General features: G+C 69.7%; 24 protein-coding genes. 18 read left to right on the forward strand and 6 right to left on the reverse strand.

Annotated features, from left to right (window positions below; translation table 11 throughout):
• The 3 genes from IU450_RS17645 to kstR all read right to left on the reverse strand — a co-directional run bounded on the left by IU450_RS17645 (position 1) and on the right by kstR (position 4,525).
• Positions 1-882: a metal ABC transporter solute-binding protein, Zn/Mn family gene (locus tag IU450_RS17645; protein ID WP_416382881.1), complete on the reverse strand. Its 882-nt coding sequence runs from the start codon at positions 880-882 to the stop codon at positions 1-3.
• Between the two features lie 161 nt (positions 883-1,043).
• Positions 1,044-3,617: a trehalose-phosphatase gene (gene otsB, locus IU450_RS17650; RefSeq protein ID WP_195150851.1), complete on the reverse strand. Its 2,574-nt coding sequence runs from the start codon at positions 3,615-3,617 to the stop codon at positions 1,044-1,046.
• A 257-nt stretch (positions 3,618-3,874) separates the two neighbouring features.
• The gene (kstR, locus tag IU450_RS17655; protein ID WP_043686038.1) at positions 3,875-4,525 is read right to left on the reverse strand and encodes a cholesterol catabolism transcriptional regulator KstR; all 651 of its coding nucleotides are present in this window, start codon (positions 4,523-4,525) and stop codon (positions 3,875-3,877) included.
• A 145-nt stretch (positions 4,526-4,670) separates the two neighbouring features.
• Between kstR and IU450_RS17660 the strand changes: the two genes are divergently transcribed.
• The 7 genes from IU450_RS17660 (at position 4,671) to IU450_RS17690 (ending at position 12,221) form a co-directional block, all read left to right on the forward strand.
• Complete coding sequence (locus IU450_RS17660; RefSeq protein WP_195150852.1) at positions 4,671-6,818, forward strand: acyl-CoA dehydrogenase; 2,148 nt, start codon at positions 4,671-4,673, stop codon at positions 6,816-6,818.
• A 22-nt stretch (positions 6,819-6,840) separates the two neighbouring features.
• Positions 6,841-7,905 (forward strand): acyl-CoA dehydrogenase family protein, encoded by a 1,065-nt coding sequence (locus tag IU450_RS17665; RefSeq protein WP_195150853.1) that lies wholly within the window; start codon positions 6,841-6,843, stop codon positions 7,903-7,905.
• Positions 7,890-9,128, forward strand: coding sequence for an acyl-CoA dehydrogenase family protein (locus IU450_RS17670; RefSeq protein WP_195150854.1), 1,239 nt, complete (start codon positions 7,890-7,892; stop codon positions 9,126-9,128). The genes IU450_RS17665 and IU450_RS17670 overlap by 16 nt, the downstream gene beginning before the upstream one ends.
• Positions 9,129-9,146: 18 nt before the next feature.
• On the forward strand, positions 9,147-10,082 hold the full coding sequence (locus IU450_RS17675; RefSeq protein WP_195150855.1) for a bifunctional MaoC family dehydratase N-terminal/OB-fold nucleic acid binding domain-containing protein: 936 nt from the start codon (positions 9,147-9,149) through the stop codon (positions 10,080-10,082).
• A 70-nt stretch (positions 10,083-10,152) separates the two neighbouring features.
• Positions 10,153-10,572 (forward strand): MaoC family dehydratase, encoded by a 420-nt coding sequence (locus tag IU450_RS17680; RefSeq protein WP_195150856.1) that lies wholly within the window; start codon positions 10,153-10,155, stop codon positions 10,570-10,572.
• The gene (locus IU450_RS17685; RefSeq protein WP_195150857.1) at positions 10,565-11,743 is read left to right on the forward strand and encodes a lipid-transfer protein; all 1,179 of its coding nucleotides are present in this window, start codon (positions 10,565-10,567) and stop codon (positions 11,741-11,743) included. Before IU450_RS17680 ends, IU450_RS17685 begins: the two co-directional genes overlap by 8 nt.
• 40 nt (positions 11,744-11,783) lie before the next feature.
• Positions 11,784-12,221, forward strand: a complete 438-nt coding sequence (locus IU450_RS17690; protein ID WP_195150858.1) for an NUDIX hydrolase — start codon at positions 11,784-11,786, stop codon at positions 12,219-12,221.
• A gap of 13 nt (positions 12,222-12,234) precedes the next feature.
• Here the strand turns inward: IU450_RS17690 and IU450_RS17695 are convergent, their stop codons facing one another.
• Positions 12,235-12,813, reverse strand: a complete 579-nt coding sequence (locus tag IU450_RS17695; RefSeq protein ID WP_195150859.1) for a TetR/AcrR family transcriptional regulator — start codon at positions 12,811-12,813, stop codon at positions 12,235-12,237.
• Between the two features lie 63 nt (positions 12,814-12,876).
• On the opposite strand from IU450_RS17695, the gene zapE reads away from it, so the two are divergent.
• The 6 genes from zapE to IU450_RS17725 all read left to right on the forward strand — a co-directional run bounded on the left by zapE (position 12,877) and on the right by IU450_RS17725 (position 18,236).
• Positions 12,877-13,890, forward strand: coding sequence for a cell division protein ZapE (zapE, locus tag IU450_RS17700; protein WP_195150860.1), 1,014 nt, complete (start codon positions 12,877-12,879; stop codon positions 13,888-13,890).
• Positions 13,891-14,068: 178 nt separating this feature from the next.
• Positions 14,069-14,986, forward strand: coding sequence for a DUF4129 domain-containing protein (locus tag IU450_RS17705; RefSeq protein WP_324197713.1), 918 nt, complete (start codon positions 14,069-14,071; stop codon positions 14,984-14,986).
• 34 nt (positions 14,987-15,020) lie between these two features.
• Positions 15,021-15,509: a hypothetical protein gene (locus IU450_RS17710; protein WP_195151075.1), complete on the forward strand. Its 489-nt coding sequence runs from the start codon at positions 15,021-15,023 to the stop codon at positions 15,507-15,509.
• 29 nt (positions 15,510-15,538) lie between these two features.
• Positions 15,539-16,501: an AAA family ATPase gene (locus IU450_RS17715; RefSeq protein ID WP_195031995.1), complete on the forward strand. Its 963-nt coding sequence runs from the start codon at positions 15,539-15,541 to the stop codon at positions 16,499-16,501.
• Positions 16,498-17,772 carry a DUF58 domain-containing protein gene (locus tag IU450_RS17720; RefSeq protein ID WP_195150861.1) on the forward strand — a complete coding sequence of 425 codons (1,275 nt, stop codon included), beginning with the start codon at positions 16,498-16,500 and terminating at the stop codon, positions 17,770-17,772. The genes IU450_RS17715 and IU450_RS17720 overlap by 4 nt, the downstream gene beginning before the upstream one ends.
• Positions 17,769-18,236, forward strand: a complete 468-nt coding sequence (locus tag IU450_RS17725; protein WP_195150862.1) for a hypothetical protein — start codon at positions 17,769-17,771, stop codon at positions 18,234-18,236. The genes IU450_RS17720 and IU450_RS17725 overlap by 4 nt, the downstream gene beginning before the upstream one ends.
• 98 nt (positions 18,237-18,334) lie before the next feature.
• Here IU450_RS17725 and IU450_RS17730 read toward each other — a convergent pair whose 3' ends face one another.
• On the reverse strand, positions 18,335-19,201 hold the full coding sequence (locus tag IU450_RS17730; protein WP_195150863.1) for a MaoC family dehydratase: 867 nt from the start codon (positions 19,199-19,201) through the stop codon (positions 18,335-18,337).
• Between the two features lie 15 nt (positions 19,202-19,216).
• Here IU450_RS17730 and IU450_RS17735 point away from each other — a divergent pair, with 15 nt between their 5' ends.
• Entirely contained in the window at positions 19,217-19,408 is a 192-nt protein-coding gene (locus tag IU450_RS17735; RefSeq protein WP_195150864.1) for a hypothetical protein, read from the forward strand.
• Here IU450_RS17735 and kstD read toward each other — a convergent pair.
• A complete protein-coding gene (kstD, locus tag IU450_RS17740; RefSeq protein ID WP_195151076.1) occupies positions 19,405-21,114 on the reverse strand; it encodes a 3-oxosteroid 1-dehydrogenase in 1,710 nt (569 codons plus the stop codon). The genes IU450_RS17735 and kstD overlap by 4 nt on opposite strands.
• A 105-nt stretch (positions 21,115-21,219) precedes the next feature.
• Here kstD and IU450_RS17745 point away from each other — a divergent pair, with 105 nt between their 5' ends.
• From IU450_RS17745 to dmpG, 4 genes are read left to right on the forward strand one after another with little or no spacing between them, the layout of a single operon-like run.
• Positions 21,220-22,845, forward strand: a complete 1,626-nt coding sequence (locus IU450_RS17745; protein ID WP_195150865.1) for an FAD-binding protein — start codon at positions 21,220-21,222, stop codon at positions 22,843-22,845.
• A 1-nt stretch (position 22,846) separates the two neighbouring features.
• Positions 22,847-23,632 (forward strand): 2-keto-4-pentenoate hydratase, encoded by a 786-nt coding sequence (locus IU450_RS17750; protein ID WP_195150866.1) that lies wholly within the window; start codon positions 22,847-22,849, stop codon positions 23,630-23,632.
• A gap of 16 nt (positions 23,633-23,648) precedes the next feature.
• Complete coding sequence (locus IU450_RS17755) at positions 23,649-24,554, forward strand: acetaldehyde dehydrogenase (acetylating) (RefSeq protein ID WP_195151077.1); 906 nt, start codon at positions 23,649-23,651, stop codon at positions 24,552-24,554.
• A 12-nt stretch (positions 24,555-24,566) separates the two neighbouring features.
• Positions 24,567-25,604: a 4-hydroxy-2-oxovalerate aldolase gene (gene dmpG, locus IU450_RS17760; RefSeq protein ID WP_195150867.1), complete on the forward strand. Its 1,038-nt coding sequence runs from the start codon at positions 24,567-24,569 to the stop codon at positions 25,602-25,604.
• Positions 25,605-25,629 lie beyond the last annotated feature (25 nt).

Below are 25,629 nucleotides of genomic sequence, written 5' to 3' on the forward strand. Positions count from 1 at the left end.
TCAACCCAGCGCGGCGGCCAGCGCCTGCGCGTTCTTCGTCTGCCACTGAATGTAATCCTGGCCCTCGGGCAGGGTTTCGGTCACCTCGACGATGGCGATGCCCGCGTTCTGCGCGGTGCCGCGCAGGTCCTTGGTGATCTTGTCCTCGGTCTGCACGTTGTAGATCAGGGCCCGGACCCGCTTGCCGCTGAGCAGATCCTGGGTCGCCGCGACGGCCGCGGGCGCCGGATCGGTCTCCTGCTCGATGGCTTCCTGGAACTCGTGCGGAGTCAGGTCGTCGGCTCCGGCCGCGACCAAGAGGTAGTGCGCGAGGGGTTCGGTTTGCAGCACCGGCGTTTTCGGGTGCTCGGCGGAGAGCTTGCCGGTGATGGCGGTGACCGCGGCGAGCTGGTTCTTGAAGGTCGTCGCACGCTCGGTGTAGGCCCCTGCCTGGTCCGGGTCCAGTTCGCCGAGCTGGGCGGCGATCCGGTCGGCGACCACGCCGACGGTGCGCACGTCGTACCAGACGTGCTCGTTCTCGTCGCTCTGATCCACCCGCAAGGAGAACGCGTCCACCGTGCGCTTGTTCGTGCCCGCCACCGCCTTCTCGGCGAACTCGTCGTAACCGCCGCCGTTGTAGACCACCAGGTCGGCGTCGCTCAGTTCGGCCGACTCGACAGCGGAGGTCTCGTGCGAGTGCGGGTCGGCGTTCGGATCGGTGATCAGCGACCGGACCGTGGCATCGGGGCCCGCTATGGCCACGGCGATGTCACCCCAGACATCGGTGGAGGTGACGACGGTCGGCCGGTCGGAGTCGGTTGAGTCGCCGCAGGCGACGGTTGTCGCTACGGACGCCAATCCCACGGCGATGCCTACACACTTCATGGCGAATCTGGTCTTCACGTGGGGTACTCCTGGCAGTCCGGCAGATCAAAATGGAAATCGTTCCCGTTTAACTCTAGCAAATCCGGCCCGACGGTAGGATGCAACGCCCACGGAGAACGCAAAAACCAAGGGCCCGTTCACGATTCCTCGTTCGCGGGCCCTCGGGTGAGCTCGGGTCTTCAGACCAGCGCGGCCTCCACCGGCTGTCCGAGCAGTTGCGCGCAGCGCAACAGGCCGAGATGGCTGTACGCCTGGGGATGGTTACCGAGCGAGCGCTCGGCTACCGGGTCGTACTCCTCGCTGAGCAGCCCCGTGGGGCCCGCGACGTCGACCAGCTGGGCGAACAGCGCCTCGGCGTCCGAGCGCTTGCCGATCAGCAGGTACGCCTCGACCAGCCAGGCCGCGCACAGGTGGAATCCGCCCTCGCCGCCGGGCAGGCCGTCGTCGTGGTGGTAGCGGTAGACGGTCGAGCCACTGCGCAGCTCGGCCTCGGTCGCCACGACGGTCGCCGCGAAGCGCGGGTCGGACGGGTCGATCAGGCCGCTCAACCCGATGTGCAGCGTCGCCGCGTCCAGGTCGGTGCCGTCGTAGGCCGCGGTGTAGGACTGCACCTCGTCGTTCCAGCCCTTGGCCTTGACCTCGTCGGCGATGGTGTCGCGCAGCACCGGCCAGGCCGGATCGACCTCACGATCGAACTTCTGCGCCAGGGTCAGCGCCCGGTCGACGGTCAGCCAGCCCATCACCTTCGAGTACACGTGGTGGCGGGGGTTGCCGCGGATCTCCCAGATGCCGTGGTCGGGCTCCTGCCAGCGCCGCTGCACCGCCGAGACCATGGCGCACACCAGCTCCCAGTCGGCGTCCGGAAGCACGCCTGCCGGATCGGTGACGCCGCGCAGCTCCCTGGCGTGCGCCAGGGTCGCGATGAGGTCGACGATCGGGCCGAAGACGTCCAGCTGGACCTGCATGTTGGCCGCGTTGCCGACGCGCACCGGGCGGGAGCCCGCGTAGCCGGGCAACTGGTCGATCGAGGCCTCCGGCGGCAGCGTCTCGCCGTACAGCGTGTACAGCGGGTGCAGGCGCTCTGGGCCTGGCAGCGTCTCCAGCACCCGGTGCACCCAGCCGAGGTAGTCCTCGGCCTCGGTGAGCGAGCCCAGCGAGACCAAGGCCTGCGCGGTCAGCGCCGCGTCGCGAAGCCAGCAGTAGCGGTAGTCCCAGTTGCGCACGCCGCCGATGTCCTCGGGCAGCGAGGTGGTGGCGGCCGCCAGGATCGAACCGGACGGCGCGTGCACCAGGCCGCGCAGGGTCAGCGCGGAACGCTTCATCAGGTCGGGCTTGAGCGGGGGCAGGGTGAGCTTGGAGGCCCACTCCGACCAGTACCGCTCCGCCTCCCGTCGCCGCTGCGCCTCGTTGCTCTCCGCGGGATCCAGATCGGTGGTGCCGCAACGCAGTTCGAGCACGACCGCGCCCTTGGCGGGGTCGACCACGGCCCGCGCCGACTCGTGCGTTCCGTCGGAGACGATCTCCCACTGCACGCCGGGAGAGCGCAGCACGATCGGGTCGTTGGTGCCGTGCACGCGCAGGCCGCCCTCTTGCGCTTCGAGGTTCACCGGCACCTGGCCGAACTCCGGCCGGGGTGCGAAGGTGACCACGGCTTTCGCGTGACCGGTGATCACCCGGGTGAGGTCGGTCCGGTTGGACGCCACGTCGTGCGGCAGGTAGTCGGTGACCTGCAAGCTGGCCCAACGCGTTTCGACGGTCATGGTGCCGTCGACGTAGCGCTGCGACAGCGGCAGCCCCGGCCGCTCGGGCTCGATGGTGAAGTGACCGCCCTGCGGGCCGCCGAGCAGGTGCGCGAACACCGCGGCCGAATCCGGCTCCGGGTGGCAGAACCAGGTCACCGTGGCGTCCGGGGTGAGCAGCGCGACCGAGCGCGGGCTGGCGAGCATGGTCAGCCGCTCGATGCGCGGCGCGCTCGCCCCCGCCAGCCAGGTCCGGCGCTCCTCCAGCAGGTAGGCCAGTGCCCAGGCCACGGCCTCGGTGCTGTCCACCCGGAACTTGGCCAGGCTCTCGCCGTCGCCGACCTTGATGCCGACGTCCGGGCCGGAGAGCACCCGGAACGCCTTCTCGTCGGTGACGTCGTCACCGAAGAACACCGCGGCCGAGGCCCCCGCCTGATGCCGGACGGTGTCCAGTGCGGTGCCCTTGTCGGTCTGCACCACAGCCAGTTCGATGACGGCCTTGCCCTCGGTGACCTGCACGCCGAACCAGCAGGCCGGGCCGAGCCGGACCTGCGACAGCGCGCGGTGGCCGATCTCCGGGCCTGCGTTGCGCACGTGCAACGCGACGCTGGCCGGTTTGATCTCGACGGTGACGCCGGGGTTGTCCGAGGCGATCTGGTTCAGCGCCGTCTGCACCTCTTGGAGCAGGTGCTTGGCGTCGTTGTCGATCGCGTGTACGAAGCCGACGTCGAATTCCGAACCGTGACTGCCGATCAGTTGCACCTCGACGGGCAGACGCGACAGCGCCGCGAGATCTCGCAGCGCGCGGCCGGAGATCACGGCGGCGGTGGTCCCGGTCAGGCCGGCGAGGGCTCGTAACGCGCTCACCGATTCCCGATGGGGAAAGGCTTTGGCCGGGTCGGACACGATGGGCGCGAGTGTCCCGTCGTAGTCCGATGCGACCAGCAGCCGTGGCACGCGCGCGACCGTCGACAGTGCACGGCGAAGTTCCAGTGGCAGATCCTGTGCGCTCACGCATCCAACCTAGTGATCGGAGGAGTTTTTTCAGGGGGCGGGCAAAACAATACTGTGTTGAATTTGCCGCACAGAAGCGCGCCGGTCCGCGTGCGCACGATAACGCAGGTGCTGAACCGGTGTCCGGTGGATCTGCCCAGCTAACGGCAACGGGATCCGAGCGGGTGAGCTTCGTCGCAGCACAGGGGTCGATTCGGGCCCGATGGGTGACCGGGCGCCGAATTCGCTCGATGTGCGCTGAGAGATCCCGGTAGAGCTTACTGGTTGCGTTCGCCGAGCAGGAGGTCGACGGTCAGTTCCAGTCGTTCGGTGACGTCGGTGGCCGAGGCGCGCCGGGTCAGCCAGGCGACCAGGTTCGACAGCCACACGTCGCTGATCACCCGCGCGATGGCCAGCTGGCGTTCGGTGGGCTCGCCGTCGTTCATGGCCCGCGCGAAGACGCGGTCCATCACCTTGCCCACGCGGTCCACCTCGGCGGCGGCGGAGGCGTCGGCGAACATGAACGCCCGGGTCATGGCCTCGGTGAGCAGCGGGTCGCGCTGCATCATCCGGGTGATCTGGGTGAGCAGCAGGTGCATGCGCTCCTGCGGAGACTGCCCGGCAAGCGGCTTGCGTTTGCCCTCGATCTGCTCGAATTCGCGCGACAGTGCCGAGACCAGCAGGTGCACCTTCGACGGGAAGTAGCGGTACAGCGTGCCGACCGCGACGTCGGCGCGCTCGGCGACCGCGCGCATCTGGACCGCGTCGTAACCGCCCTTGGACGCTAGCGCCAAGGTCGCGTCCAGGATCCGCTTGCGCCGTTCGCGCTGCGCCGCCGAACTCAGCTCGTCCTCACTGAGCGTGGTGACCGTGGCGGCGGGCCGGGCCGCGCTCGGGTCGGCTGGCTGCGATCGGGACGGACTGGCCATTGATGAAAGTCCTTTCCGGAAACGTCGTTTCGTCGGCTGCGTGCGCGGTCTCGCCTCGGCGGCAATGGTGTCTTGACTTCCGCCCGGCTAGGATATTAGAACATGTTCTAGGTGTGGGAGTCACGCCGGAAAGGCGGTATGGAGTGTGACCATCGCCACCACTGACGAGCATAAAGCCGTTCAGGAGTCGATGCGCGGATGGGCTGCCTCGGTCCGTCCAATTGCAACAATGCGAACCGGCGCGGCCGACTTCTGGCGCGCCTACTGGCCCGCACTCGCCGAGATCGGGATCTTCCGGGTCGCGGTGGCCGAGGACGCGGGCGGTGCGGGTGGATCGGTCGCCGATCTCGCCGTGCTGGTGGAGCAGGCGGCGCACGACCTGGTCGGCGGCCCCGTGCTGGCGACGGCTCTGGCCAACCTGATCACCACCGGACAGCTCGACGAGGACCTGCCCTGCGGTGTGGCGCTCGACTTCGTCGTCGGTTCGACGGTGAGCGTACCCGCCGCAAGCGACGGCGTGTTGCTCACGGGTACCTGGGATTCCGTGCTCGGCGCCGCACCGGGCACCGCCGTGCTGCTGCCCGTCGACCACCCGCGAGGGCAGCGCTGGTGCCTGGTCCCGCCCGACGCCGACGGCCTGCGGGTGGAGACGCTCGCGCCGCTGGACCCGAGCACGCCGCTGGCCCGGGTGCACTGCGCCGACCTGCGCGTGCCCACGGAGCGGGTGTTCGTCGCGCCGCACGCCGCCGAGGATCTCCTCGTCGCGCTGGTCGCCGCCGAGCTGGCGGGTCTGGCGGGCTGGTGCCTGGAGACCGCCGTCGAGTACGCCAAGGTGCGCGAGCAGTTCGGCCGCAAGATCGGTTCCTTCCAAGCGGTCAAGCACATCTGCGCCTGGATGCTGTGCCGCACCGAACTCATTCGCGCCGTCGCGGCCGACACCGCGGCCGCCGTGGACGACGGCGGCGCCGAACTGCCGATCGCCGCCGCCATCGCGGCCGCGATCGCCCTGGACGCCGCGGTCGAGACCGCCAAGGACTGCATCCAGGTGCTCGGCGGTATCGGCTTCACCTGGGAGCACGACGCGCACCTGTATCTGCGCAGGGCGACGGCGCTGCGGCAACTGCTCGGCGGCTCGGCGCGCTGGCGGGCCAGGGTCACCGAGCTGACCCGCCGTGGCCTGCGGCGTACCACCGGGGCCGATCGGGTCTTCGCCGAGGGCGTGGCCGCGGCAGGCGGCAGCACGGACGAACTGGCGGCCGAGGTCGCGCGGATCGCGGCGCTGCCCGCCGATCGGCAGCGCGCCGCACTGGTCGAGGCGGGCCTGGCCATGCCGCATTGGCCGCGCCCGTACGGACGCGCCGCCGACCCGATGACCGGCTTGGTGATCTCCGAGGAACTGCGCCGTGCCGGACTCACGGCGCCGGATCTGGCCATCGGCGGCTGGGCGATTCCGACCCTCCTGCAACACGGCACGCCGGAGCAGATCGAGCGCTTCGCCTGGCCGACGCTGCACGGCGAGGTGATCTGGTGCCAGTTGTTCAGCGAACCCGAAGCGGGCTCCGATCTGGCCGCGTTGCGCACCACCGCGAAAAAGGTGGACGGCGGCTGGGTGTTGCGCGGGCAAAAGGTGTGGACTTCCCTGGGCGACAAAGCGAATTGGGCGATTTGCCTGGCTCGTACCGATCCCGACGCGCCCAAACATCGTGGCATCACGTACTTTTTGGTCGATATGCGCAGTACTGGACTCGAAGTGCGCCCACTGGTGCAGATCACCGGAGAGGCGCGTTTCAGTGAGGTGTTCCTCGACGACGTATTCGTGCCCGACGATTGCGTGGTCGGCGCTCTGCACAACGGGTGGAAGATCGCCCGCTCCACCCTGGCGACCGAGCGGGTCGCCATGGGTGGAAACGGGATCGGTCCGGTGCTCGAAGAGCTGATCGCGAAATCGCCCGCCACCGGGCCCGGCGCCGAACTGGTGAACGACCGGCTCGGCGAATTCGTCGCCGAGGCCGTCGCCGGACTTTTGCTCGAGCAACGCGCGGCGGTGAAGTTGCTGGTGGGGGCAGACCCCGGCGCGCAGAGTAGTGTTCGCAAATTGGTCGGGGTGCGCCACCGCCAAGCGGTCGCGGAATTCGCTGTCGAGACGGCAGGGCTTTCCGGCGCGCAGGATTCCGAAGTAGCGAAGGAATTTCTGCTTACGCGCTGTCTATCGATCGCTGGTGGAACTGAGCAGATCTTGCTCACCGTGGCTGGTGAGCGGATTCTCGGGCTGCCTCGCGACGCGAACAGCTAGTCGCCGACAACCGGGAGAAAACGTGGATTTCACCAGGGACGAGGGCCAGGACGCGGTGGCCGAAGTCGTAGTGAGCTTGCTGGAGCGAGAACCCGCTCGCGATATGGAGCTGTGGCCGAGACTGGTCGACTCCGGACTGCTTGTCGTGCCGGTGCCGGAGCGGCACGGCGGTGACGGCATGGGGCTGCTCGAGGTGGCGGCGCTATTGACCGAGCTGGCGACGGACGCGGTCGCGGTGCCCGCCCTTCCGACGCTGGGCTTCGGCGTGCTGCCGTTGGTGGCCAGTGCGCCGGAGAGCGTCGTGGCGCGGGTGCTGCCCGAGATCGCCAAGGGGACGGTGCTCACGGCAGCGCTGAGCGAAGCCGCGGCGCCGTTCACCGTCAAACCGGAGACCATCGCGGTCACCAGCGGAAACACGGTGCGCATCAGCGGGAGGAAGGTGGCCGTACCTTACGCCGAGCAGGCGAGTTGGCTGCTCGTGCCGACCAGTTCCGGTATCGCCCTCGTCGACGCGCAGGCCGAAGGGCTCACGCTGACGCCCACTCCGGTCTCCGGCGGCGTCCCCGAATACACCGTGCGGCTGGACGAGGTGGAAATACCGGCCGACCAGTTCTGGACAACCGGCCTGGCGGACCTGCACCGTTTGGCGCTGGCTTCCATCGGGTCGGTAGCCGATGGATTGCTCAAGGGGGCGGTCACGCTCACCGCCGAGCATCTGCGGACCCGACGCCAGTTCGGCAGGCCGCTGGCCGAGTTCCAGGCCGTCGCCCAGCAGATCGCGGACCTGTACGTCGTCTCGCGGACGCTGCACGTGGCCGCGGTCTCGGCGAACTGGGCGCTGGCCCAGGACGATACGAGCCAGGAGCACCGCGAGCGCACCGACGACGACCTGGAGATCCTGGCCTACACCGTCACCGACCAACTGCCCGCGGCCATGCAGAAGTGTCATCACCTGCACGGCGGCCTCGGTGTGGACGTGACCCACCCGATGCACCGCTATTACTCACAAGCCAAGGACATCGCTCGCTGGCTCGGCGGCGCATCGTTCCGACTCGATCGATTGGGGGCCAGATGTTCATCGACCTGACCACCGAGCAACGTCGGCTGCGCGACGAACTGCGTGCCTACTTCGCCGATCTCGTGACTCCCGAGGAGGAGGCCGAGATGGCGGTGAACCGGCACGGCGACGCGTACCGCGCCGTCGTGCGCAGGATGGGACGCGACGGCTGGCTCGGCGTCGGCTGGCCCAAGGAATACGGCGGCCAGGGTTTCGGCCCCGTCGAGCAGCAGATCTTCTTCAACGAGGCGGTCCGGGCCGACGTCCCGCTCCCGCTGGTGACGCTGCTGACCGTCGGCCCAACCTTGCAGCAGTTCGGCACCGCGGAGCAGAAGCAGCGGTTCCTGCCCGGGATCCTGGCCGGAGACATCCATTTCGCGATCGGCTACTCCGAGCCGGAGGCGGGCACTGATCTCGCCGCGCTGCGCACGTCGGCGGTGCCTGACGAGTCAGGGGACTGGATCGTCAACGGGCAGAAGATCTTCACCACGGGCGCGCACGAAGCCGACTACATCTGGCTGGCCTGCCGCACCGGATCGACCGAGTCGCGCCACCGCGGCATCACCATCCTGATCGTGGACACCGCGGACCCCGGCTACTCGTGGACGCCGATCATCACCTGCGACGGCGCCCACCACACCAACGCGACCTATTTCGACAACGTGCGCGTCCCGGCGAACATGCTGGTCGGCGAGGAGAACCGGGGCTGGAAGCTGATCACGACGCAGCTCAACCACGAGCGGGTGAGCCTGGGTCCGTCCGGCAAGATCGAGCAGCTCTACGACCGGGTGCGCGACTGGGCCCAACCGCGCGGCGTGCTCGCCGAACTGGACGTGCGTCGCGCGCTGGGCCGCATCCACGCCATGGTCCGGTTGAACGAACTGCTGAACTGGCAGGTGGCCGCCGCGTCCGATGGGCGGCGTTCGCAAGGGCCTGCGGGGTCACGCTCCGCTACCGCCTCCGGGCCCGGCACGCCCGCCGCCGGCGTGGACGGCGACCAGTCCCGGGTGATCGCCGACGCGTCGGCCACCAAGGTCTACTCCACCGAATCGCTACAGGAGGCGGGCAGGCTCGCCGAGGAGATCGTCGGCCGCTACGGCGATCCGGCCGACCCGGCCACCGGCGAACTGCTGACCTGGCTGGACCGCAGGACCAAGCAGAACCTCGTGGTCACCTTCGGCGGTGGCGTCAACGAGGTGATGCGCGAGCTGGTCGCCTCGGCCGGTCTCCGGTTGCCGCGAGTACCCCGATAACGAGTGAAGGAGCCGCGCGTGCCGGACACCACAACTGCGGACGCGATCGTCGCCGCCGCCGAAGCGATTCGGGCGGCGGGTGAGTGCGCGCCCCGATTCGGGCGTGACCCGGTGAACCAGCCGATGATCAACAACTGGGTCGAGGCGCTCGGCGACGCCAACCCGATCTACGTGGACGAACAGGCGGCGCGCGCCGCGGGGCATCCGGGCATCGTCGCGCCGCCGGCCATGGCCCAGGTGTGGACCATGTTCGGGCTCAACGGGTCCCGGCCCGCCGACGACCCGATGGGGGCGGCCACGGAGCTGCTCGACGCCGCGGGTTACACCTCCGTGGTGGCCACGGACTGTCAGCAGACCTACCACCGCTACCTCAATGTCGGTGAGCAGGTTTCGGTCACCAGCACGCTGTCGGACGTCCGCGGCCCGAAGCGCACCGCGCTGGGCGAGGGGTGGTTCGTCACCTTCCGGACCACCTGGCGGGTCGGCGACGAAGTGGTCGCCGAGATGCTGTTCCGGTTGCTGAAATTCGCGCCCGGCACCGCGGCGGCGGAACCGGCCGCGGGCGAGCGGGTGAAGCCGCTGGTCTCCTGGGACACCGAGTTCTTCTGGGAGGGGACCAAAGCGGGCGAGTTGCGCATCCAGCGGCTGCCGGACGGATCGCTGCGGCATCCCCCGATCCCGGCCATCTGGCAGGACAAGTCGAAACCGACCGATTACGTCGTCGCCTCCGGGCGCGGCACCGTGTTCAGCTACGTCGTGCACCACGCGCCGAAGGTGCCGGGACGGCAGCTGCCGTTCGTGGTGGCGCTGGTCGAATTGGAGGAGGGCGTGCGCATGCTGGGCGAACTGCGCGGCATCGACCCGGCCGAGGTGCGGGTCGGCCTGCCGGTCGAGGTGGGCTTCGAGAAGCTCGACGACGAGGCGACCCTGCCGGTGTGGCAGGTGGTCGCATGAGCGGTCAGGCCCGGAGGCGGCAGCGAAGCGTGACCACGCAGGGCACCGCTCAGGCGAGGAGGGAGACACCGTGAGCGCCACCGTGCAACCGGAGTCCGTGCGGGTCGGCACGGCGCTGCCGGAGTTGGTGATCGACGCCGATCCCACGTTCGTGATCAGCACCGCGCTGGCCACCCGGGATTTCCAGGACGTGCACCACGACCGGGACAAGGCCGTCGCGCGCGGGTCGAAGGACATCTTCGTCAACATCCTCACCGACACCGGCCTGGTGCAGCGCTTCGTCACCGACTGGGCGGGCCCGCGCGCCATCGTCAAGTCGATCGCATTGCGCTTGGGCGTGCCGCTGTACGCGGGGGACACGCTGACGCTGACCGGCACGGTGACCGCGCTGGAAGGTGACGACATACACATCGACGTGATCGGCAAGGACAGCTTGGGCGACCACATCACGGCCACGGCCGTCATCGCGTTGCGGAGCGCCGATGACTGAGCAGAAATTGTCCGGCCGCGCGGCCGTTGTCGGCATCGGCGCCACCGACTTCTCCAAGGACTCCGGCCGCAGCGAACTGCGGCTGGCCGCGGAGGCGGTCACCGCCGCGCTGGCCGACGCGGGCCTGACACCCGCCGACGTGGACGGCCTGACCACGTTCACCATGGACACCAACACGCAGGCCGCCGTGGCCAGGGCGGTCGGCATTCCGCAGCTGAAGTTCTTCAGCCACATCGGCTACGGCGGCGGCGCGGCCTGCGCCACCATCCAGCAGGCCGCCATGGCGGTGGCCACCGGAATCGCCGACGTCGTCGTGGCCTATCGCGCGTTCAACGAGCGGTCGGTGTCGCGGTTCGGGCAGTTCTCCACCGCACTGGCCACCGCGCCCACCTCCTCGGGCATCGACGCGGGCTGGTCCTACCCGCAGGGGCTGGGTACACCGGCCGCGCAGGTGGCGATGGTCGCCCGGCGCTACATGCACGTCTACGGCGCTACCAGCGAAGACTTCGGCCGGGTGGCCGTGGCCGATCGCAAGCACGCCGCGGTGAATCCGGCGGCGTTCTTCTACGGCAAGCCGATCACCCTGGCCGACCACCAGAACTCCCGCTGGATCGCCGAGCCGCTGCACCTGCTGGACTGCTGCCAGGAGTCCGACGGCGGCGTCGCGATCGTGGTCACCAGCGTCGAACGGGCCCGCGACCTGCCGCAGCGGCCCGCGGTCATCGCCGCGGCCGCCCAGGGGTCCGGCGCCGACCAGTACGTGATGACCAGCTACTACCGCGACGCCATGACCGGCCTCCCGGAGATGGGCCTGGTCGGCGATCAGCTGTGGGCGCAGAGCGGATTGCGTCCGCGGGACATGCAGGCCGCCATCCTCTACGACCACTTCACCCCGTTCGTCCTCATGCAACTGGAGGAGCTCGGCTTCTGCGGCCGGGGCGAGGCGAAGGACTTCATCGCCGACGGGGCGATCGAGGTCGGGGGCCGCCTGCCGCTGAACACCCATGGCGGCCAGCTCGGCGAGGCGTACATCCACGGGATGAACGGCATCGCCGAAGCCGTGCGCCAGATTCGCGGCACCTCGGTCAACCCGGTACCCGACACGACCAACGTCCTGGTCACGGCAGGCACCGGCGTCCCGACCTCCGGGCTCGTTCTCACCACCGGCTGAGTCGCGTCGGGGCGACGGGCGGGCGCGTAGGTTGGTTGCGGTGGTGGCCCGGCATCTGGTGGACGTGCACGTGCTGTTGTTGCGCGGCGAGGAGTTGTTGCTGAGCAGGCGGCGCAGTGCGGACGAGTTCGACGGGTTGTGGCACCTGCCGGCCGGGAAGCTGGAGGTAGGGGAGTCGGCGCTGGCCGCGGTGGTCCGCGAGGCGTGCGAAGAGGTCGGAGTGGTGATCGACCCGGCGGATCTGCGGCATGTCCACACCGCGCACGTCGTCGATTCCGGGCGGGAGGCTCGGGTCGGGTTGTTCTTCGAGACTCGCCGTTGGTCGGGCGAACCGGTCAACCGCGAGCCCGACAAGTCTTACGAGCTGCGGTGGTTTCCGCTCCTGAACCTGCCGGAAACGCTCATTCCTTACCCGGCCGCGGGCATCCGTGGCTACCGCACCGGAGCGACCTACAGTCAGCGGGGCTGGCCGGACTGAGTGGCGGCATCGGTCAGGCGCCCAGGTGGGGACCGAGCAGCCGGGCGAGTTGCCGCACGCTCTCCGAGGTGTTCGGGCGCAAGGCCGTGCGGTTGCCCGCGAAGCGGTCGAACACCGCGCCCTCGACCACGGCGACGAAGTCGTCGGCCCTGGCGCCGGGGTCGGTAGCGCCCATGGCCTGGAACAGTTCCCGGGCGCGTTCGGTGGAGAACAGGCTGTGCGCGAGTCGGGGACGCAGGTCGTGATCGTCCAGTAGGTCCAGCAGTAGGGCGTGGCGGGCGATCAGGTGGGCGCGCCGCTCGGCCAGCAGCCGGTCGAGCCAGGCGGCGATGGCCTCCGCGACCGCCCCGGGCGTCGCGGCGCCGGTCGGCGCCAGCGCGGCGGCGGCGAAATCGTCGCGCGAGCGGGTGGTGATCCGGTCCACGATGGCCTCGATCAGGGCGCGTTTGGTGCGGAAATAGTAAGAGGCCGACCCGCCGGGCAGGCCGAGCTCGGCGTCCAGCGCTCGGTGCGTGAGCGCCCGCAGGCCCCGCGTCGCGATCAGTTCGATGGCCGTGTCGACGAGGAGCACACGCCGGTCGCCTGTGGACATGATCACCCTTCCTGGCCGCCGCGCGGTCCCGTCCTCTACAAATGTAGAGGACGAGGAGGTGTCATGGAACCCGATGTCATCCAGTGGGATTCCGGCCAGCAGTTGGCGGCGGCGCGGTTGCGGGAGTTGGTCGACCGCCGCGGCAGGCTGGTGCGGCGTCATCGTGGCATCTACCTCTACGGCAGGCCGGGGCGCGGCAAGACCATGCTGATGAACCGGTTCTTCGCGGAGGTGGCCTCGCCACACAAGCGGCGCTATCACTTCCACCGGTTCTTCGCCGGTCTGCACGCCGCGGCGCACGCGTCCGGCTCGATCGACGCCGCCGTGGACGCGCTGCTCGGCGACGCCCGGCTGGTCTGCTTCGACGAGTTCCACGTGCACGACATCGGCGACGCGATGCTGATGGCGCGACTGCTCGACGCCCTGTTCGCCCGCCGCATCGTGCTGGTGGTGACCTCGAACTACCCGCCGGCCGAGCTGCTGCCGAATCCGCTGTTCCACGACCGGTTCGTGCCGACGATCGAGCGCATCCTCGCGCGCATGGACGTGGTGGCGGTGGACGGCGCGATCGACTATCGCGGCCTCGGTTCTCGCGGTCCCCGCACCGGATTCGCGGCTGGGCGATACGTCGTGGCGCCACGGTGGTACAGGCCGTGGATTTCGACCGCGGGCGCGTGGAATACCGATGCGGCACAAGGGGAGAACGGATCAGCCGTCGAGATATCCGTCGGCGCTCGAAGATTGCACGCCATTGCGGCGGACGACGATACGCTGGTCATCGACTTCGCGGCATTGTGCGGAGTCCCAACCTCCGCGGCGGATTATGTTGCACTGGCCCAACGATTTCGCCGTTGGGAAATCCGGGATGTACCGCTGCTGTGCGAAGTTCCGCCCGACTGGGCGATGCGTTTCGTGAACGTGGTCGATGTTCTCTATGACGCCGATCGGGAACTCACCGTCGTCGCGTCTTCGGTGCTCGGCGAGCTGGCGTGGGGCGTCCGGGAGGTGCCGGATATCTCACGTTTGACGAGCCGACTTTGTGAATTGTCCCAATCCTCGCCCGAAATCACCCGGTAGTCGCGGCCGCGACGGCCGCCTGTCGGCTCCCCGGCACAGTCGCAGTTTAAGAGGAGGGACTCCGAAGTATTCCATTCCATCCCGAGCGGACCACCCGGCATGTAACTATGTGGCTGTTTTGTGCAGTACTCAGATTTGGTGGTACGCAGTGGCCCGGGCGCGAGCGCCGATATCGCGCGTGATCGTGCTGATCACGCTGCTGGCTTTTGCCGCCATCGCCCTGCACGGATACATCCCAGGAATTACCGAAACCGAGCCGCGCAGGCATGCTCCGTCCGCGTTGTCGGTCGCGCTCATGCCGGTCCTGCTGGCGGTGTCGATCGTGATCCTGCTGGCCGGCGTGATCGCGAGCCAGCACCGGTTGCCGCTGGCCATGCCAGAACCGGAACGCGAGGACGAGCGCAGGCAGTGGCGGCTCGGGCGAGCCGGTCTGGCGGTGCTCGGCGCGCTCGCACTGCTCGCGTTGCTGCTCGCGGCGGCGTCGGCGATCTACTTCATCGGCGCGAGCGGGCCGAGCGAACCGGCCCGCCCGGCGGCGCCCGCCACCACCACGGGCGCCGCGCCGGAGCCGGGGACCGCGCCGCCCGCCGAATACGACCCCTCATCCACGCAGCTCACCGGGACGGCGCTGGTCCTGGCCGGAATCGCGGCCGTCGGCCTGCTGACGGTGGCGATGAGCGGATTGGTCGTGGTCGCGGTGTCCTCCCGGCGCAAGCCGGTGCCCGCCCCGTCGCCCGCGGCCGCGGCGGCACCCACCGTGGCCGACTCGCTGGCACGCGCGGCCGAGATGGGGCTGGCCGCGATGAACGCGCCCGGACAGGACCCGCGCACCGCGATCATCGCGTGCTACGTCGCGATGGAGCGCGGCCTCGCCTCCGACCGCTCCGCCGCCCCGCTCATCTCGGACACCCCGATGGAAGTGCTGGCCCGCGCGTTCGAACGCGGCGCGCTGCACGACGCGTCCGCCCGCGAGCTGGTCGCCCTGTTCGAGGAGGCCAGGTTCAGCCCGCACGCCATGCTCGAGTGGCAGCGCATGCGGGCCGAGCAACTGCTGCGCATCGTGCTCGCCGACCTGCAAGGGGAGGTGCCCGCATGACGGGCCGGGCGAGAAAGGACACGGCGTGAACCGGATGGGGGTGGTGATCACCTGCGTGATCGTCGTCGGGGTGATCGAGCTGGTGGCCGTCGAACGCGCTCGCGGGTTGCTGCTGGTCGTCGCCGGGATCCCGGTGGCGCTGGCGCTGGGCTGGCTGATCTGGTCGCTGCTCGAGCGCGCCGAGGCCAGGGGCGAGGATCGGATCGACGATATGGAGAACGGCCCCGCGGAGATGCTGCAGCGCTGGCACGCCAGGGCGCAGATGCTCGCCGACCGCGCGGACGGTACACGTGCCGATTGGGACCGGCACTTGCGTCCACTGCTGGCCAAGGAGTTCGAGTTGTCCAGCGGCCAGCGGGTGGCGAAGAACCGCAGAGCGGTCGAGACGGCGGGTATCCACCAATTCGGGCCGGAACTGTGGCGGTGGGTGGATCCGGCCAATTCGGCCCTTCGAGATCAGACCAGCAGGGCACCGGGACGTGCGGCGCTGGACGAGATCCTGAGCCGCCTGCAGAGAATGTGAAATGGGTTGAGGCAAGTGCGGGTACACAAATGACCATGCCGATGGACGTGACCATCCAGCGCAGCGAGGCCGTGCTCCGGGAGTTGTCCCGGGTCGTGGTCGGCAAGCAGGACGAGTTGCAGTTGATCATGATCGCCGTGCTGTCCGGTGGGCACGTGCTGATCGAGGACTTACCCGGCCTCGGCAAGACGCTCATCGCGAGATCGTTCGCGGCCGCGCTCGGGCTGCAATTCACCCGCGTGCAGTTCACCCCCGACCTGCTGCCCGCGGACCTGCTGGGCTCGACGATCTACGACATGTCCTCCGGCCGGTTCACCTTCCGCAGGGGCCCGGTGTTCACGAACGTGCTGCTGGCCGACGAGGTGAACCGCACCCCGCCGAAGACGCAGGCCGCGCTGCTGGAGGCGATGGCCGAGGGACAGGTCAGCATCGACGGCGAGACGTTCCTGCTGCCGCAGCCGTTCGTCGTGCTGGCCACCGACAATCCGATCGAGTACGAGGGCACCTACCCGCTGCCGGAAGCCCAGCTGGACCGGTTCGCCATCCAGCTGCGGCTGGGATACCTGTCCGAGCAGGACGAAACCCAGATGATCCGGCGCAGGCTGGAGCGCGGCGCGCAGCAGCCGCAGGTCAACCAGGTCGTGGACGCGAACGGGCTACTGGAGATGCGGCAGTCCGTCGAATACGTGACCGTGCATCCCGACGTGGTCAGTTACGTGGTCGCCTTGGCCTCGGCGACCAGGGGACACCCGCAGGTCGAGGTCGGCGCGAGCCCGCGCGCGGAACTCGATCTGGTGCAGATGTCGCGGGCGCGGGCGCTGCTGCTCGGCCGCGATTACGTGATTCCCGAAGACGTCAAGGCGCTGGCGATCCCGGCCATGTCGCATCGGATCACGCTGCGGCCGGAGATGTGGGTGCGCCGCATCCGCGGCGAGGACGTGATCACCGAACTGCTGCGCCGTCTGCCGGTCCCGCGCGCCACCGTGACATGAGGCACCGCGACGCCAGCTCCGCGGTCGACGCCGAATTGCGTTGGCGGCCCGCCCCGCTGGTCTTCATGCTCGCGGGATGCGCCGCGGCGGCCCTGGTGCTCGCGGTGGTCCTCGGCAGGTGGCAGCTGATCGTGTTCGCCGCTCCGCTGCTCGGCGTGCTGGCCACCGCGCCCTGGCAGCAGTCCTCGACCAGGATCCAGGTCGACGGCGGCGGCATACTGCGCTGTTTCGAGACCGAGGAAGTGGTGCTCACCGTCGCCGCCTTCGTCGAGAAGGGGCACGCGCTGCTGCGCCTGAAACCGGAGAGCTCGACGGGGCTGGGGATCCAAGTCGAGGAGGCCAGCGATTCCGGTGTGGCGCCGGCGGGGTTGCGGCTCGCGCTCTCGGCGGGCCGGTGGGGGCGCTATCCGGTGTCGGTGCGGGTGTCGGCGCTGAGCCCGGCCGGGCTGGCGGTCGCCACCGCCGTGCTGCCCGCAGGCCAACTGTTCGTCTATCCGATCACCGATCCGCAGCGAATGCGCTTGCCGCGCACCGAACTGCCCGAGCGGCTCGGCACCCACCTGACCCGCAGGCACGGTCCCGGCGTCGAGTACGCGGACATCCGCGCCTACGCGCCCGGCGACCAGTTGCGGATCGTGAACTGGCCGGTGAGCGCGCGGCGCGGGCGGCTGTACGTCACCGAGCGGCTGACCAACCGCTCGGCGGACGTCGTGGTGCTGGTGGACACCTCGCAGCAGGCGCCGGGACCGGCCACCGATTCGCTGGAGCTGTCGGTGCGCGGCGCGGCGCAGGTCGTGCAGTCGACCTTGCAGGCGGGCGATCGGACCGCGGTGGTCTGCCTGGGCCAGGAGCCGCGCTGGCTGCGGCCGGACATCGGGCGCCGCCAGTTCTACCGCATCGTGGACACCGTGCTCGACGTCGGCGACGAGCACATCCCGACCACCGGCACCCTGGCCCCACACGCGGCCGTACCGCTCGGCGCGATCGTGGTGGCGTTCTCCACCCTGCTGGACACCCAGTTCGCCCTCGCGCTGATCGATCTGCGCAAGCGCGGGCACGTGGTGGTCGTGGTGGACGTCCTGCGCGGGCCGCCGTTCCATGAGCACCTCGAGCCGACCCTGGCCAGGATGTGGCAGCTGGAGCGCGCGGCGATGTACCGGGACATGGGCACCGTCGGCGTCGACATCGTGGCGTGGCCGCAGGACGCGCGCCTCGACCAGATCATGCGGGCGCTCCCGGAGCACCGCAGGACGGTACGGGTGCGCCGATGACCAGATTCCTCGCCGTTCTCTCCGGGGTGCTGCTGGTGGCGTCGGTGGCGCTGCTGGAGCCGTGGAGCGGCCTTCCCGCTCTGCTGCTCGTCGCGCTCGGCTGGTGGTTCCGGCCGCTCGCGGTCTGTGCCGTGCTGCTCGCGCTCGGCGTGCTGGCGATCGCCGACGCCGGTGTGCTCGCCTCCGCCGCAACGGGACTGGTGGCGACGACCTTTCTGCTCAACGCAGCGACGGTGACCGCCCCGCACGGCGTCGTGCCGACGACGATCCCCTCGGTGGCCGGAGCGGTCGGCTTCGCGGCGGCCGCGGTCTGCGCGGCCCTCGTCCCCTTGCGCCTGGCCTGGGCCCCGCTGGCCGCACCGGTGCTGGTCGTCGTGCTGTACGCGCTGGTGATCCAAGGTGTCGCCGCACGCCGCGAGCGCGGCGACCGAGAACTTCCGGCCTCCCACGGAAACGGAATCTGACGCCCGCCGATCCGGGCAGCGCCACCGGCCGCGGTGTGGGCACGCCACCCGACAACTGTGCCGCCGTGGCGTGCCGTCGCGCGGCGTGAAACCACCGCTCAGGCGGGCCGGAAGCGCAGGGTGACGTCGTTGAGGACCGGTGCGTCGTCGCGTTCGACGACGGTCGCGACGATGGTCAATTCGTCGTCCTGCCGCCAGATCCGGGTGCGGATCGTCTCGCCGGGGTAGAGCACGCCGGCGAAACGGGCTCGGAACCCGGTGACGCGGCTCGCGTCGGAGCCGAGCACGGTGTCGGTCGCGGTCTTGCACACGATGCCGTAGGTGCACAGCCCGTGCAGGATGGGCGCGGGAAATCCGGCGGCACGGGCGAATTCGGGGTCGGAGTGCAGCGGGTTGCGGTCTCCGGACAACCGGTAGAGCAGCGCCTGCTGCGGCAGCGTCGGCGTGGTGACGTCGAAGTCCGGTGCGCGGTCGGGCAATTCGGACTTGTTGCTGGGGCCCCGCTCGCCGCCGAAGCCGCCCTCACCTTTGGCGAAGATCGAGGAGCGCTCGGTCCACAGCGGCGCCCCGTCGGAACCGGTGACCGTGTGCTCCTGCACGATGACCGCCGCCGATCCTTTGTCCCACACCTCGGCGATCCGGCTGGCTTTGGTCGCCTTGCCCGCGGCTGGGATCGGCCGGTGCACCTGGACCTCTTGATGACCGTGCACCACCTTCGCCAAGTCGATCTCGATGCCGGGAAAGCTCACCTTCGGCGGCTCGGTCTCGTGCACCGTCGCCGCCACCGTGGCGAAGCTCGGCAGCACCTGCGGTTGACGATCGTCGAGATAGCGCAGCTCGGCCGGGTCGGTCCAGCGCGTACCCGCGCCCAGGCCCAGCTGGTAGAGCTGCACGTCCGAGGGTGTCCAGGCGAACTCCCGGCTCGGCAGTTCCGCGCCGAGCGCGATCTTCGGGTCGATGGGCATCAGTTCTCCTTGTGCATGATTGTGGATCGATCCGGGCCGCGGGCCGCGAGCGAGGCCGCGCCGGAAATCGCCCTGCCGACGATCCTGCGCGGCCCGACAGCGGCTCGCCAGTGCGTCGTCCGGTCGGCGGGATCGGCGTGCGGCGGCGCGGCGGACCGCGCGGCGCGGGTCACGCTCGGGTCCGGCGCGACCCGCACCGCGGTCTAGGCCCCCGCCGTCGCCGCGGCGGGCTGCTGCTTCTTGCGCTTGGCGATGTCCAGCACCGCGAGGTAGCCGAAAGTGATCGCGGGGCCGATGGTGGCGCCGGGTCCCGCGTAGGTGTGGCCCATCACCGGGGCGCTGACGTTGCCGGAGGCGTACAGGCCCTCGATGGGCGTCCGATCCTCGCGCAGCACCCGCCCGGCCGTGTCGGTGACCAGCCCACCCTTCGTGCCGAGGTCGCCGGGCACGATCTTGGCCGCGTAGAACGGGCCCTGCTCCAGCGCAGCGAGGCAGGGGTTCGGCTTGACGGTCGGATCGCCGTAGTACTTGTCGTAGGCGCTGTCGCCGCGGCGAAAGTCCTCGTCCACGCCGGTGGCCGCGAAACCGTTGAACCGTTCGACGGTGGCGGCCAGCTTCTGCTCCGGCACGTCGATCTTCGCGGCCAGCTCGGCCAGGGTCGGCGCCTGCACGATGAGGTCGTTTTCCATCCAGCGGGACGGAAACCGCTGGCCGGGCTGCAGCCCGGCGAAGATGTAGCGGTTGCGGTAGCGCTGGTCGAACACCAGCCACGCGGGCACGTTCTCGCCGGGACCTTCGCCCTGGCCGTACTCGCCGCCGTACATGGTGTGCACGGCCTCGACGTAAGGAGCGGACTCATTCCCGAAACGCTCACCGTCGGCGTTCACGATGATGCAGCCGGGCAGATTGCGCTCGGCCAGGCAGAACCAGGGCTTGCCGCCCTTGAAGATGGTCGGCCCCCACCACGCGTCGGCCATGATGTCGATGTCCGCGCCGAGTTCGAGACCGGCGCGGATGCCGTCGCCGGTGTTGGCGGGGGCGCCGGTGGTCCATTCGGTGGTGATGGGCTCGCGCTGGTAGGCGTGCCGCATCTCGGCATTGTGCTCGAATCCGCCGCTGGCCAGCACCACGCCGTACCGGGCGGTGAAACGCACGGTCTCGCCCTCGTGTTCGGCCTCGACGCCTGCCACGCGGTCGTCCTCGACGATCAGCTTGGTCAGCGGGGTGTTCAGCAGCAGCGGCACGTTCGCGTCCAGCAAGCCCTTGCGCAGCGCCGCGGCCAGCGCCTGTCCCATGCCGAGCAGATGTTTGCCGGTGAGCCGGGCCCAGGTGGTACGCGCGCCGACCCGCATGGCGCGCAGCATGCCGCGCGGATGGCGCCGGATGAGATTGAGCTGCTTGAAATCGGCTTGGGTGACCACGACGTTCAGCGGAGCCTTGCTGTAGGCGGGCTCCAGGTTGAAGCGTTCCGCACCGAGGATCTTGGCGTTGAACGGCCTCGGTTCGCACGAGCGTCCCGCGGCGCGTCCGCCGGGCGCCTCGGGGTAGTAGTCGGAGTAGCCCGGCACCCAGCGCATTTTCAGCGGCGTGTGGTCGAGCACGAAGTCGAAGGCTTCCGCGCCGCGATCGATGTAGGTGTCGATCCGCTCCTTGGGCACGACGTCGCCGATGATGCTGTGCAGGTAGGTCCGCGCGTCCTCGCGGTCGTCGGGCCGACCGGACGCGCGCAGCGCCTTGTTGCCCGGGATCCACACGCCGCCGCCGGAGCGCGCGGTCGACCCGCCGTAGTGCGCGGCCTTTTCGATGACCACCACGCTCAGCCCGTGCTGGGCCGCGGTGAGGGCGGCGGTCATGCCGGCGGCGCCGCTGCCGACCACCACCACGTCGTATTCCCGATCTGTCATGTAGAACACGTTATAGAATGGACGCGCCATTGGTCTATGTTGTGTGGCAGAAGACTTGCTCGACGTTCCGTTTGTCGAGGAAACTTGTTTCAGTTTCAGACCGGAGTTAAGAACATGGGCCTCGAATGGGACCTGGCCACCGACGTTGTCGTGGTCGGATACGGCGCCGCGGGCGCGGCGGCCGCGCTGGAAGCGACCGCGGCGGGCGCGCAGGTGCTCGTGCTCGAACGCTTCGCCGGGGGCGGCACCTCGGCGCTGTCCGGCGGCATCATCTACGCGGGCGGCGGCACCTCGGTACAGCGGGAGGCGGGGGTCGAAGACACCCCGGAGGCGATGTACGCCTATCTCGAGCGTGAGGTCGGCGGCGCGGTCACCCCCGAGACGCTGCGCAAGTTCGTCGACGAGAGCCCGGAGCTGATCGAGTGGCTGAAGGCGCACGGCGTCCCGTTCGAAGCCTCGCTGTGCCCGTACAAGACTTCCTACCCCAACGACCGCTACTACCTGTACTACTCCGGCAGCGAGATATCCGGCGCGTTCCGTGACATCCCGGCCGCTCAGCGCGGACATCGGGTGAAGGGCAGAGGCACCTCGGGCAAGAAGCTCACCGGCCCGCTCGCCGCCGCGGCATCCCGGGCGGGAGTCCGCGTGGAAACCCTCACCCGGGTTACCCGATTGATCACCGACGGCACGGGCGCGGTGATAGGCGTCGAGTGCCACACCCTGCGTGACGCCCCCGGCCGGGTCCGGGACCGCTACACGCGCATGGCGAACATCGCGGCCAAGCCGGGCATCTACTACCCGCCGCTGCGGCGCGCACTGGAACAGCGGCTGGACCGGATGGAACGCCGGTACGGCAGTACGATTCGCGTCCTCGCGCGGCGCGGGGTGGTGCTGTGCGCCGGCGGCTTCATCGCCAATCGCGACATGGTGCGGCAGTACGCGCCCGCCTTCCACGGCGGTCTCGCCCTCGGCACCACCGCCGACGACGGCAGCGGCATCCTGATGGCGCAGCAGGTCGGCGCGGCCGTGGACCGCATGGACAACGTCTCCGCGTGGCGATTCCTGCTCCCGCCCAGCGCTTTCACCGCTGCGCTGCTGGTGGACGCCGCCGGTCGCCGGGTCATCGACGAGACGCGCTACGGCGCCGCGGTGGGCAACGCCCTGATCACCGAGCACGACGGCAAGGGCTGGCTGCTGGCCGACGGCCCGCTGATGCGCACCGCGATCGGGCAGATCGGCAAGCAGGGCGCGTGGTTCCAGCGCGGGCAGTTCGAAACCATGCGGCGCACCGCGGTTCGCGGCGCCACCCTGGAGGAAGCGGCGACGAAGGCGGGCATCGATCCCGCCGGGTTGCGCGCGACGGTCGACGCGCACAACACCGCGATCGAGACCGGCGCCCCCGATCCGGTCGGCAAGCCCGCCGAGTTCACCGAACCGGTCCGCACCGGACCGTTCTGGTTGTTGGATGTGGGCATCAAACCGAGCCTGACCAACCCGTGCCCCATGCTCACCCTCGGCGGCGTCGTCGTGGACGAGCGCACCGGCGCGGTCGAGACGGGCGAGGGCGAGGACATCCCCGGGCTCTTCGCCGCCGGGCGCACCGCGCTCGGCGTGTGCTCCGAGTCCTACGTCAGCGGGCTGTCGCTGGCCGATTGCGTCTTCTCCGGCCGCAGGGCCGGCCGGTCCGCGGCGGGCGAGCAGGTCTCGGCGCTGGAAAAAGCAACTGTGGAAGGAAACTAGCGTGCTGTCCGACGCGGTACGAACCGAACTGGCCGACGAACTCGAGCGCGCCGAGCGCGAACGGGTGGCGATCGATCCGCTGATCACTCGCCACCCCGACATCGACGTGGTCGACGCCTACGAGATCCAGCTGATCAACATCCGGCGCAGGCTCGCCGACGGGGCGCGCGTGGTCGGGCACAAGGTCGGCCTGTCCTCGAAGGCCATGCAGCAGATGATGGGCGTGGACGAGCCCGACTACGGCCACCTGCTCGCGGAAATGGAAGTCTACGAGGACGTTCCGGTCGAAGCGGGCCGCTACCTGTTCCCCCGCGTCGAGGTGGAGGTCGGTTTCGTGCTCGGCGCGGACCTGCCCGGCGCGGAGTGCACCGAAGCGGACGTGCTCGACGCCACGGTCGCCTTCGCACCCGCGATCGAACTGATCGACTCGCGGATCAAGGATTGGAACATCGGCCTGGCCGACACCATCTCCGACAACGCGTCCTCCGCGGGCTTCGTGCTCGGCGCCCAGCGCGTCGCACCGAAGGACATCGACGTCAAGGCCATCGACGCGGTGCTCACCCGCAACGGCGAGGTGGTCGCCGAAGGCCGCAGCGATGCCGTGCTGGGCGATCCGGTGATCGCGGTGGCCTGGCTGGCGCGCAAGGTCGCGAGTTTCGGCGTCCGGCTGAAGGCCGGTGACATCGTGCTGCCCGGCTCGTGCACCCGCGCCATCGACGCCCGTCCGGGCGATGCGTTCCACGCCGAGTTCGCCGGACTCGGCTCTGTCCGTCTGCAATTCACCTAGGGAGGCTGTCGTGTCCGTGAACGGGACCGTCACCGCCGCGATCGTCGGGTCCGGCAACATCAGCACCGACCTGCTCTACAAACTGCTGCGCTCGGAGAAGATCCAGCCGCGCTGGATGATCGGGATCGACCCGGACAGCGAGGGCCTGAAGCGGGCGCGCGGGCTCGGGCTGGAGACCTCGCACGAGGGCGTGGACTGGCTGCTCGGGCAGTCCGAACTGCCCGACCTGATCTTCGAGGCGACTTCGGCGTATGTGCACCGCGCCGCGGCCCCGCGCTACGCCGAAGCGGGCATCCGCGCCGTCGACCTCACACCCGCCGCTGTCGGCCCCGCCGTCGTGCCGCCGGTGAACCTGGGCGCGAATCTCGACGCGCCGAACGTCAACATGATCACCTGCGGCGGCCAGGCGACGATTCCGATCGTCGCGGCGGTGTCGCGGGTCGTCCCGGTGCCGTACGCGGAGATCGTCGCGTCGGTGTCGTCGGTTTCCGCGGGTCCTGGCACGCGGGCGAACATCGACGAGTTCACCAAGACCACCAGCCGCGGCGTCGAGACCATCGGCGGAGCGCAGCGCGGCAAGGCCATCATCATCCTGAATCCGGCCGAGCCGCCGATGATCATGCGCGACACCATCTTCTGCGCCATCCCCGAGAACGCCGACACCGACGCGATCGCCGACTCGATCCACCGGATGGTCGCCGACATCCAGCAGTACGTGCCCGGCTACCGGCTGCTGAACGAGCCGCAGTTCGACGAACCGTCGGTGGTCTCCGGCGGCCTGGCCAAGGTGTCGGTGTTCGTCGAGGTGGAGGGCGCGGGCGACTTCCTGCCCCCGTACGCGGGCAACCTCGACATCATGACCGCCGCCGCGACGCAGGTGGGCGAGGTCATCGCCGAACAAATCGTCACGGCCCGGGTGTAAGGAGCTATTCGAATGGCCTACTCAGCAGAACTCGACATCCGCGTCACCGACACCTCGCTGCGCGACGGATCCCACCACAAGCGCCACCAGTTCACCGCCACCGAGGTCCGGGACATCGTGGCGGCGCTGGACGGCGCGGGCGTCCCGGTGATCGAGGTGACCCACGGCGACGGCCTGGGCGGCTCGTCGTTCAACTACGGCTTCTCCAAGACGCCGGAGCAGGAACTGGTCACCATCGCGGCCGAGACGGCGAAGCACGCGAAGATCGCCGTGCTGATGCTGCCCGGCGTCGGGGTGAAGGAAGACATCAAGATCTCCCAGGACAACGGCGCGTCGATCTGCCGCATCGCCACCCACTGCACCGAGGCCGACGTGTCCATCCAGCACTTCGGCCTGGCCCGCGAACTCGGGCTGGAGACGGTCGGCTTCCTGATGATGTCGCACACCCAGCCGCCGGAGGTGCTGGCCAAGCAGGCGCGCATCATGGCCGACGCGGGCTGCCAGTGCGTCTACATCGTCGACTCCGCCGGAGCGCTGGTGCTGGAGCAGGTTTCCGACCGGGTCGCGGCGGTGGTCGCCGAACTCGGCGACGACGCGCAGGTCGGCTTCCACGGCCACGAGAACCTCGATCTCGCCGTCGCCAACTCGGTCTACGCCATCCGCGCGGGCGCCACCCAGATCGACGGCAGCGCACGCCGTTTCGGCGCGGGCGCGGGCAACACGCCGGTCGAGGCGCTGGTGGGGGTGTGCGACAAGCTCGGCGTGAAGACCGGCATCGATTTCTTCGCCATCGCCGACGCCGCCGAAGACGTCGTCCGCCCGGCGATGCCCCAGGAGTGCCTGCTCGACCGCCAGGCCCTGATGATGGGCTACGCGGGCGTCTACTCCAGCTTCCTCAAGCACGCCGAACGCCAAGCCGAGCGTTACGGCGTCTCGGCCGCCGAAATGCTCGTCCGCGCGGGCAAACGCAAGCTGGTCGGCGGCCAGGAGGACCAGCTCATCGACATCGCGCTGGAATTGCAGCGAGAGAAGGCGACCGTCACCGCCTGACCGGTTGGGACATCGCGGGCCGCGA

The organism is Nocardia abscessus, assembly GCF_015477775.1.
GTDB classification, from domain to species: Bacteria; Actinomycetota; Actinomycetes; order Mycobacteriales; family Mycobacteriaceae; genus Nocardia; species Nocardia abscessus_A.

Excerpts from the sequence above, each read along its gene's own strand:
- IU450_RS17725 (WP_195150862.1), top strand. The coding sequence starts at position 17,769 with ATGACCAGATTCCTCGCCGTTCTCTCCGGGGTGCTGCTGGTGGCGTCG.
- IU450_RS17695 (WP_195150859.1), bottom strand. The coding sequence starts at position 12,813 with ATGTCCACAGGCGACCGGCGTGTGCTCCTCGTCGACACGGCCATCGAA.
- IU450_RS17685 (WP_195150857.1), top strand. The coding sequence starts at position 10,565 with ATGACTGAGCAGAAATTGTCCGGCCGCGCGGCCGTTGTCGGCATCGGC.
- IU450_RS17670 (WP_195150854.1), top strand. The coding sequence starts at position 7,890 with ATGTTCATCGACCTGACCACCGAGCAACGTCGGCTGCGCGACGAACTG.
- IU450_RS17745 (WP_195150865.1), top strand. The coding sequence starts at position 21,220 with ATGGGCCTCGAATGGGACCTGGCCACCGACGTTGTCGTGGTCGGATAC.
- zapE (WP_195150860.1), top strand. The coding sequence starts at position 12,877 with ATGGAACCCGATGTCATCCAGTGGGATTCCGGCCAGCAGTTGGCGGCG.
- IU450_RS17720 (WP_195150861.1), top strand. The coding sequence starts at position 16,498 with ATGAGGCACCGCGACGCCAGCTCCGCGGTCGACGCCGAATTGCGTTGG.
- dmpG (WP_195150867.1), top strand. The coding sequence starts at position 24,567 with ATGGCCTACTCAGCAGAACTCGACATCCGCGTCACCGACACCTCGCTG.
- IU450_RS17730 (WP_195150863.1), bottom strand. The coding sequence starts at position 19,201 with ATGCCCATCGACCCGAAGATCGCGCTCGGCGCGGAACTGCCGAGCCGG.
- IU450_RS17735 (WP_195150864.1), top strand. The coding sequence starts at position 19,217 with ATGATTGTGGATCGATCCGGGCCGCGGGCCGCGAGCGAGGCCGCGCCG.
- IU450_RS17710 (WP_195151075.1), top strand. The coding sequence starts at position 15,021 with ATGGGGGTGGTGATCACCTGCGTGATCGTCGTCGGGGTGATCGAGCTG.
- IU450_RS17715 (WP_195031995.1), top strand. The coding sequence starts at position 15,539 with ATGACCATGCCGATGGACGTGACCATCCAGCGCAGCGAGGCCGTGCTC.
- kstR (WP_043686038.1), bottom strand. The coding sequence starts at position 4,525 with ATGGCCAGTCCGTCCCGATCGCAGCCAGCCGACCCGAGCGCGGCCCGG.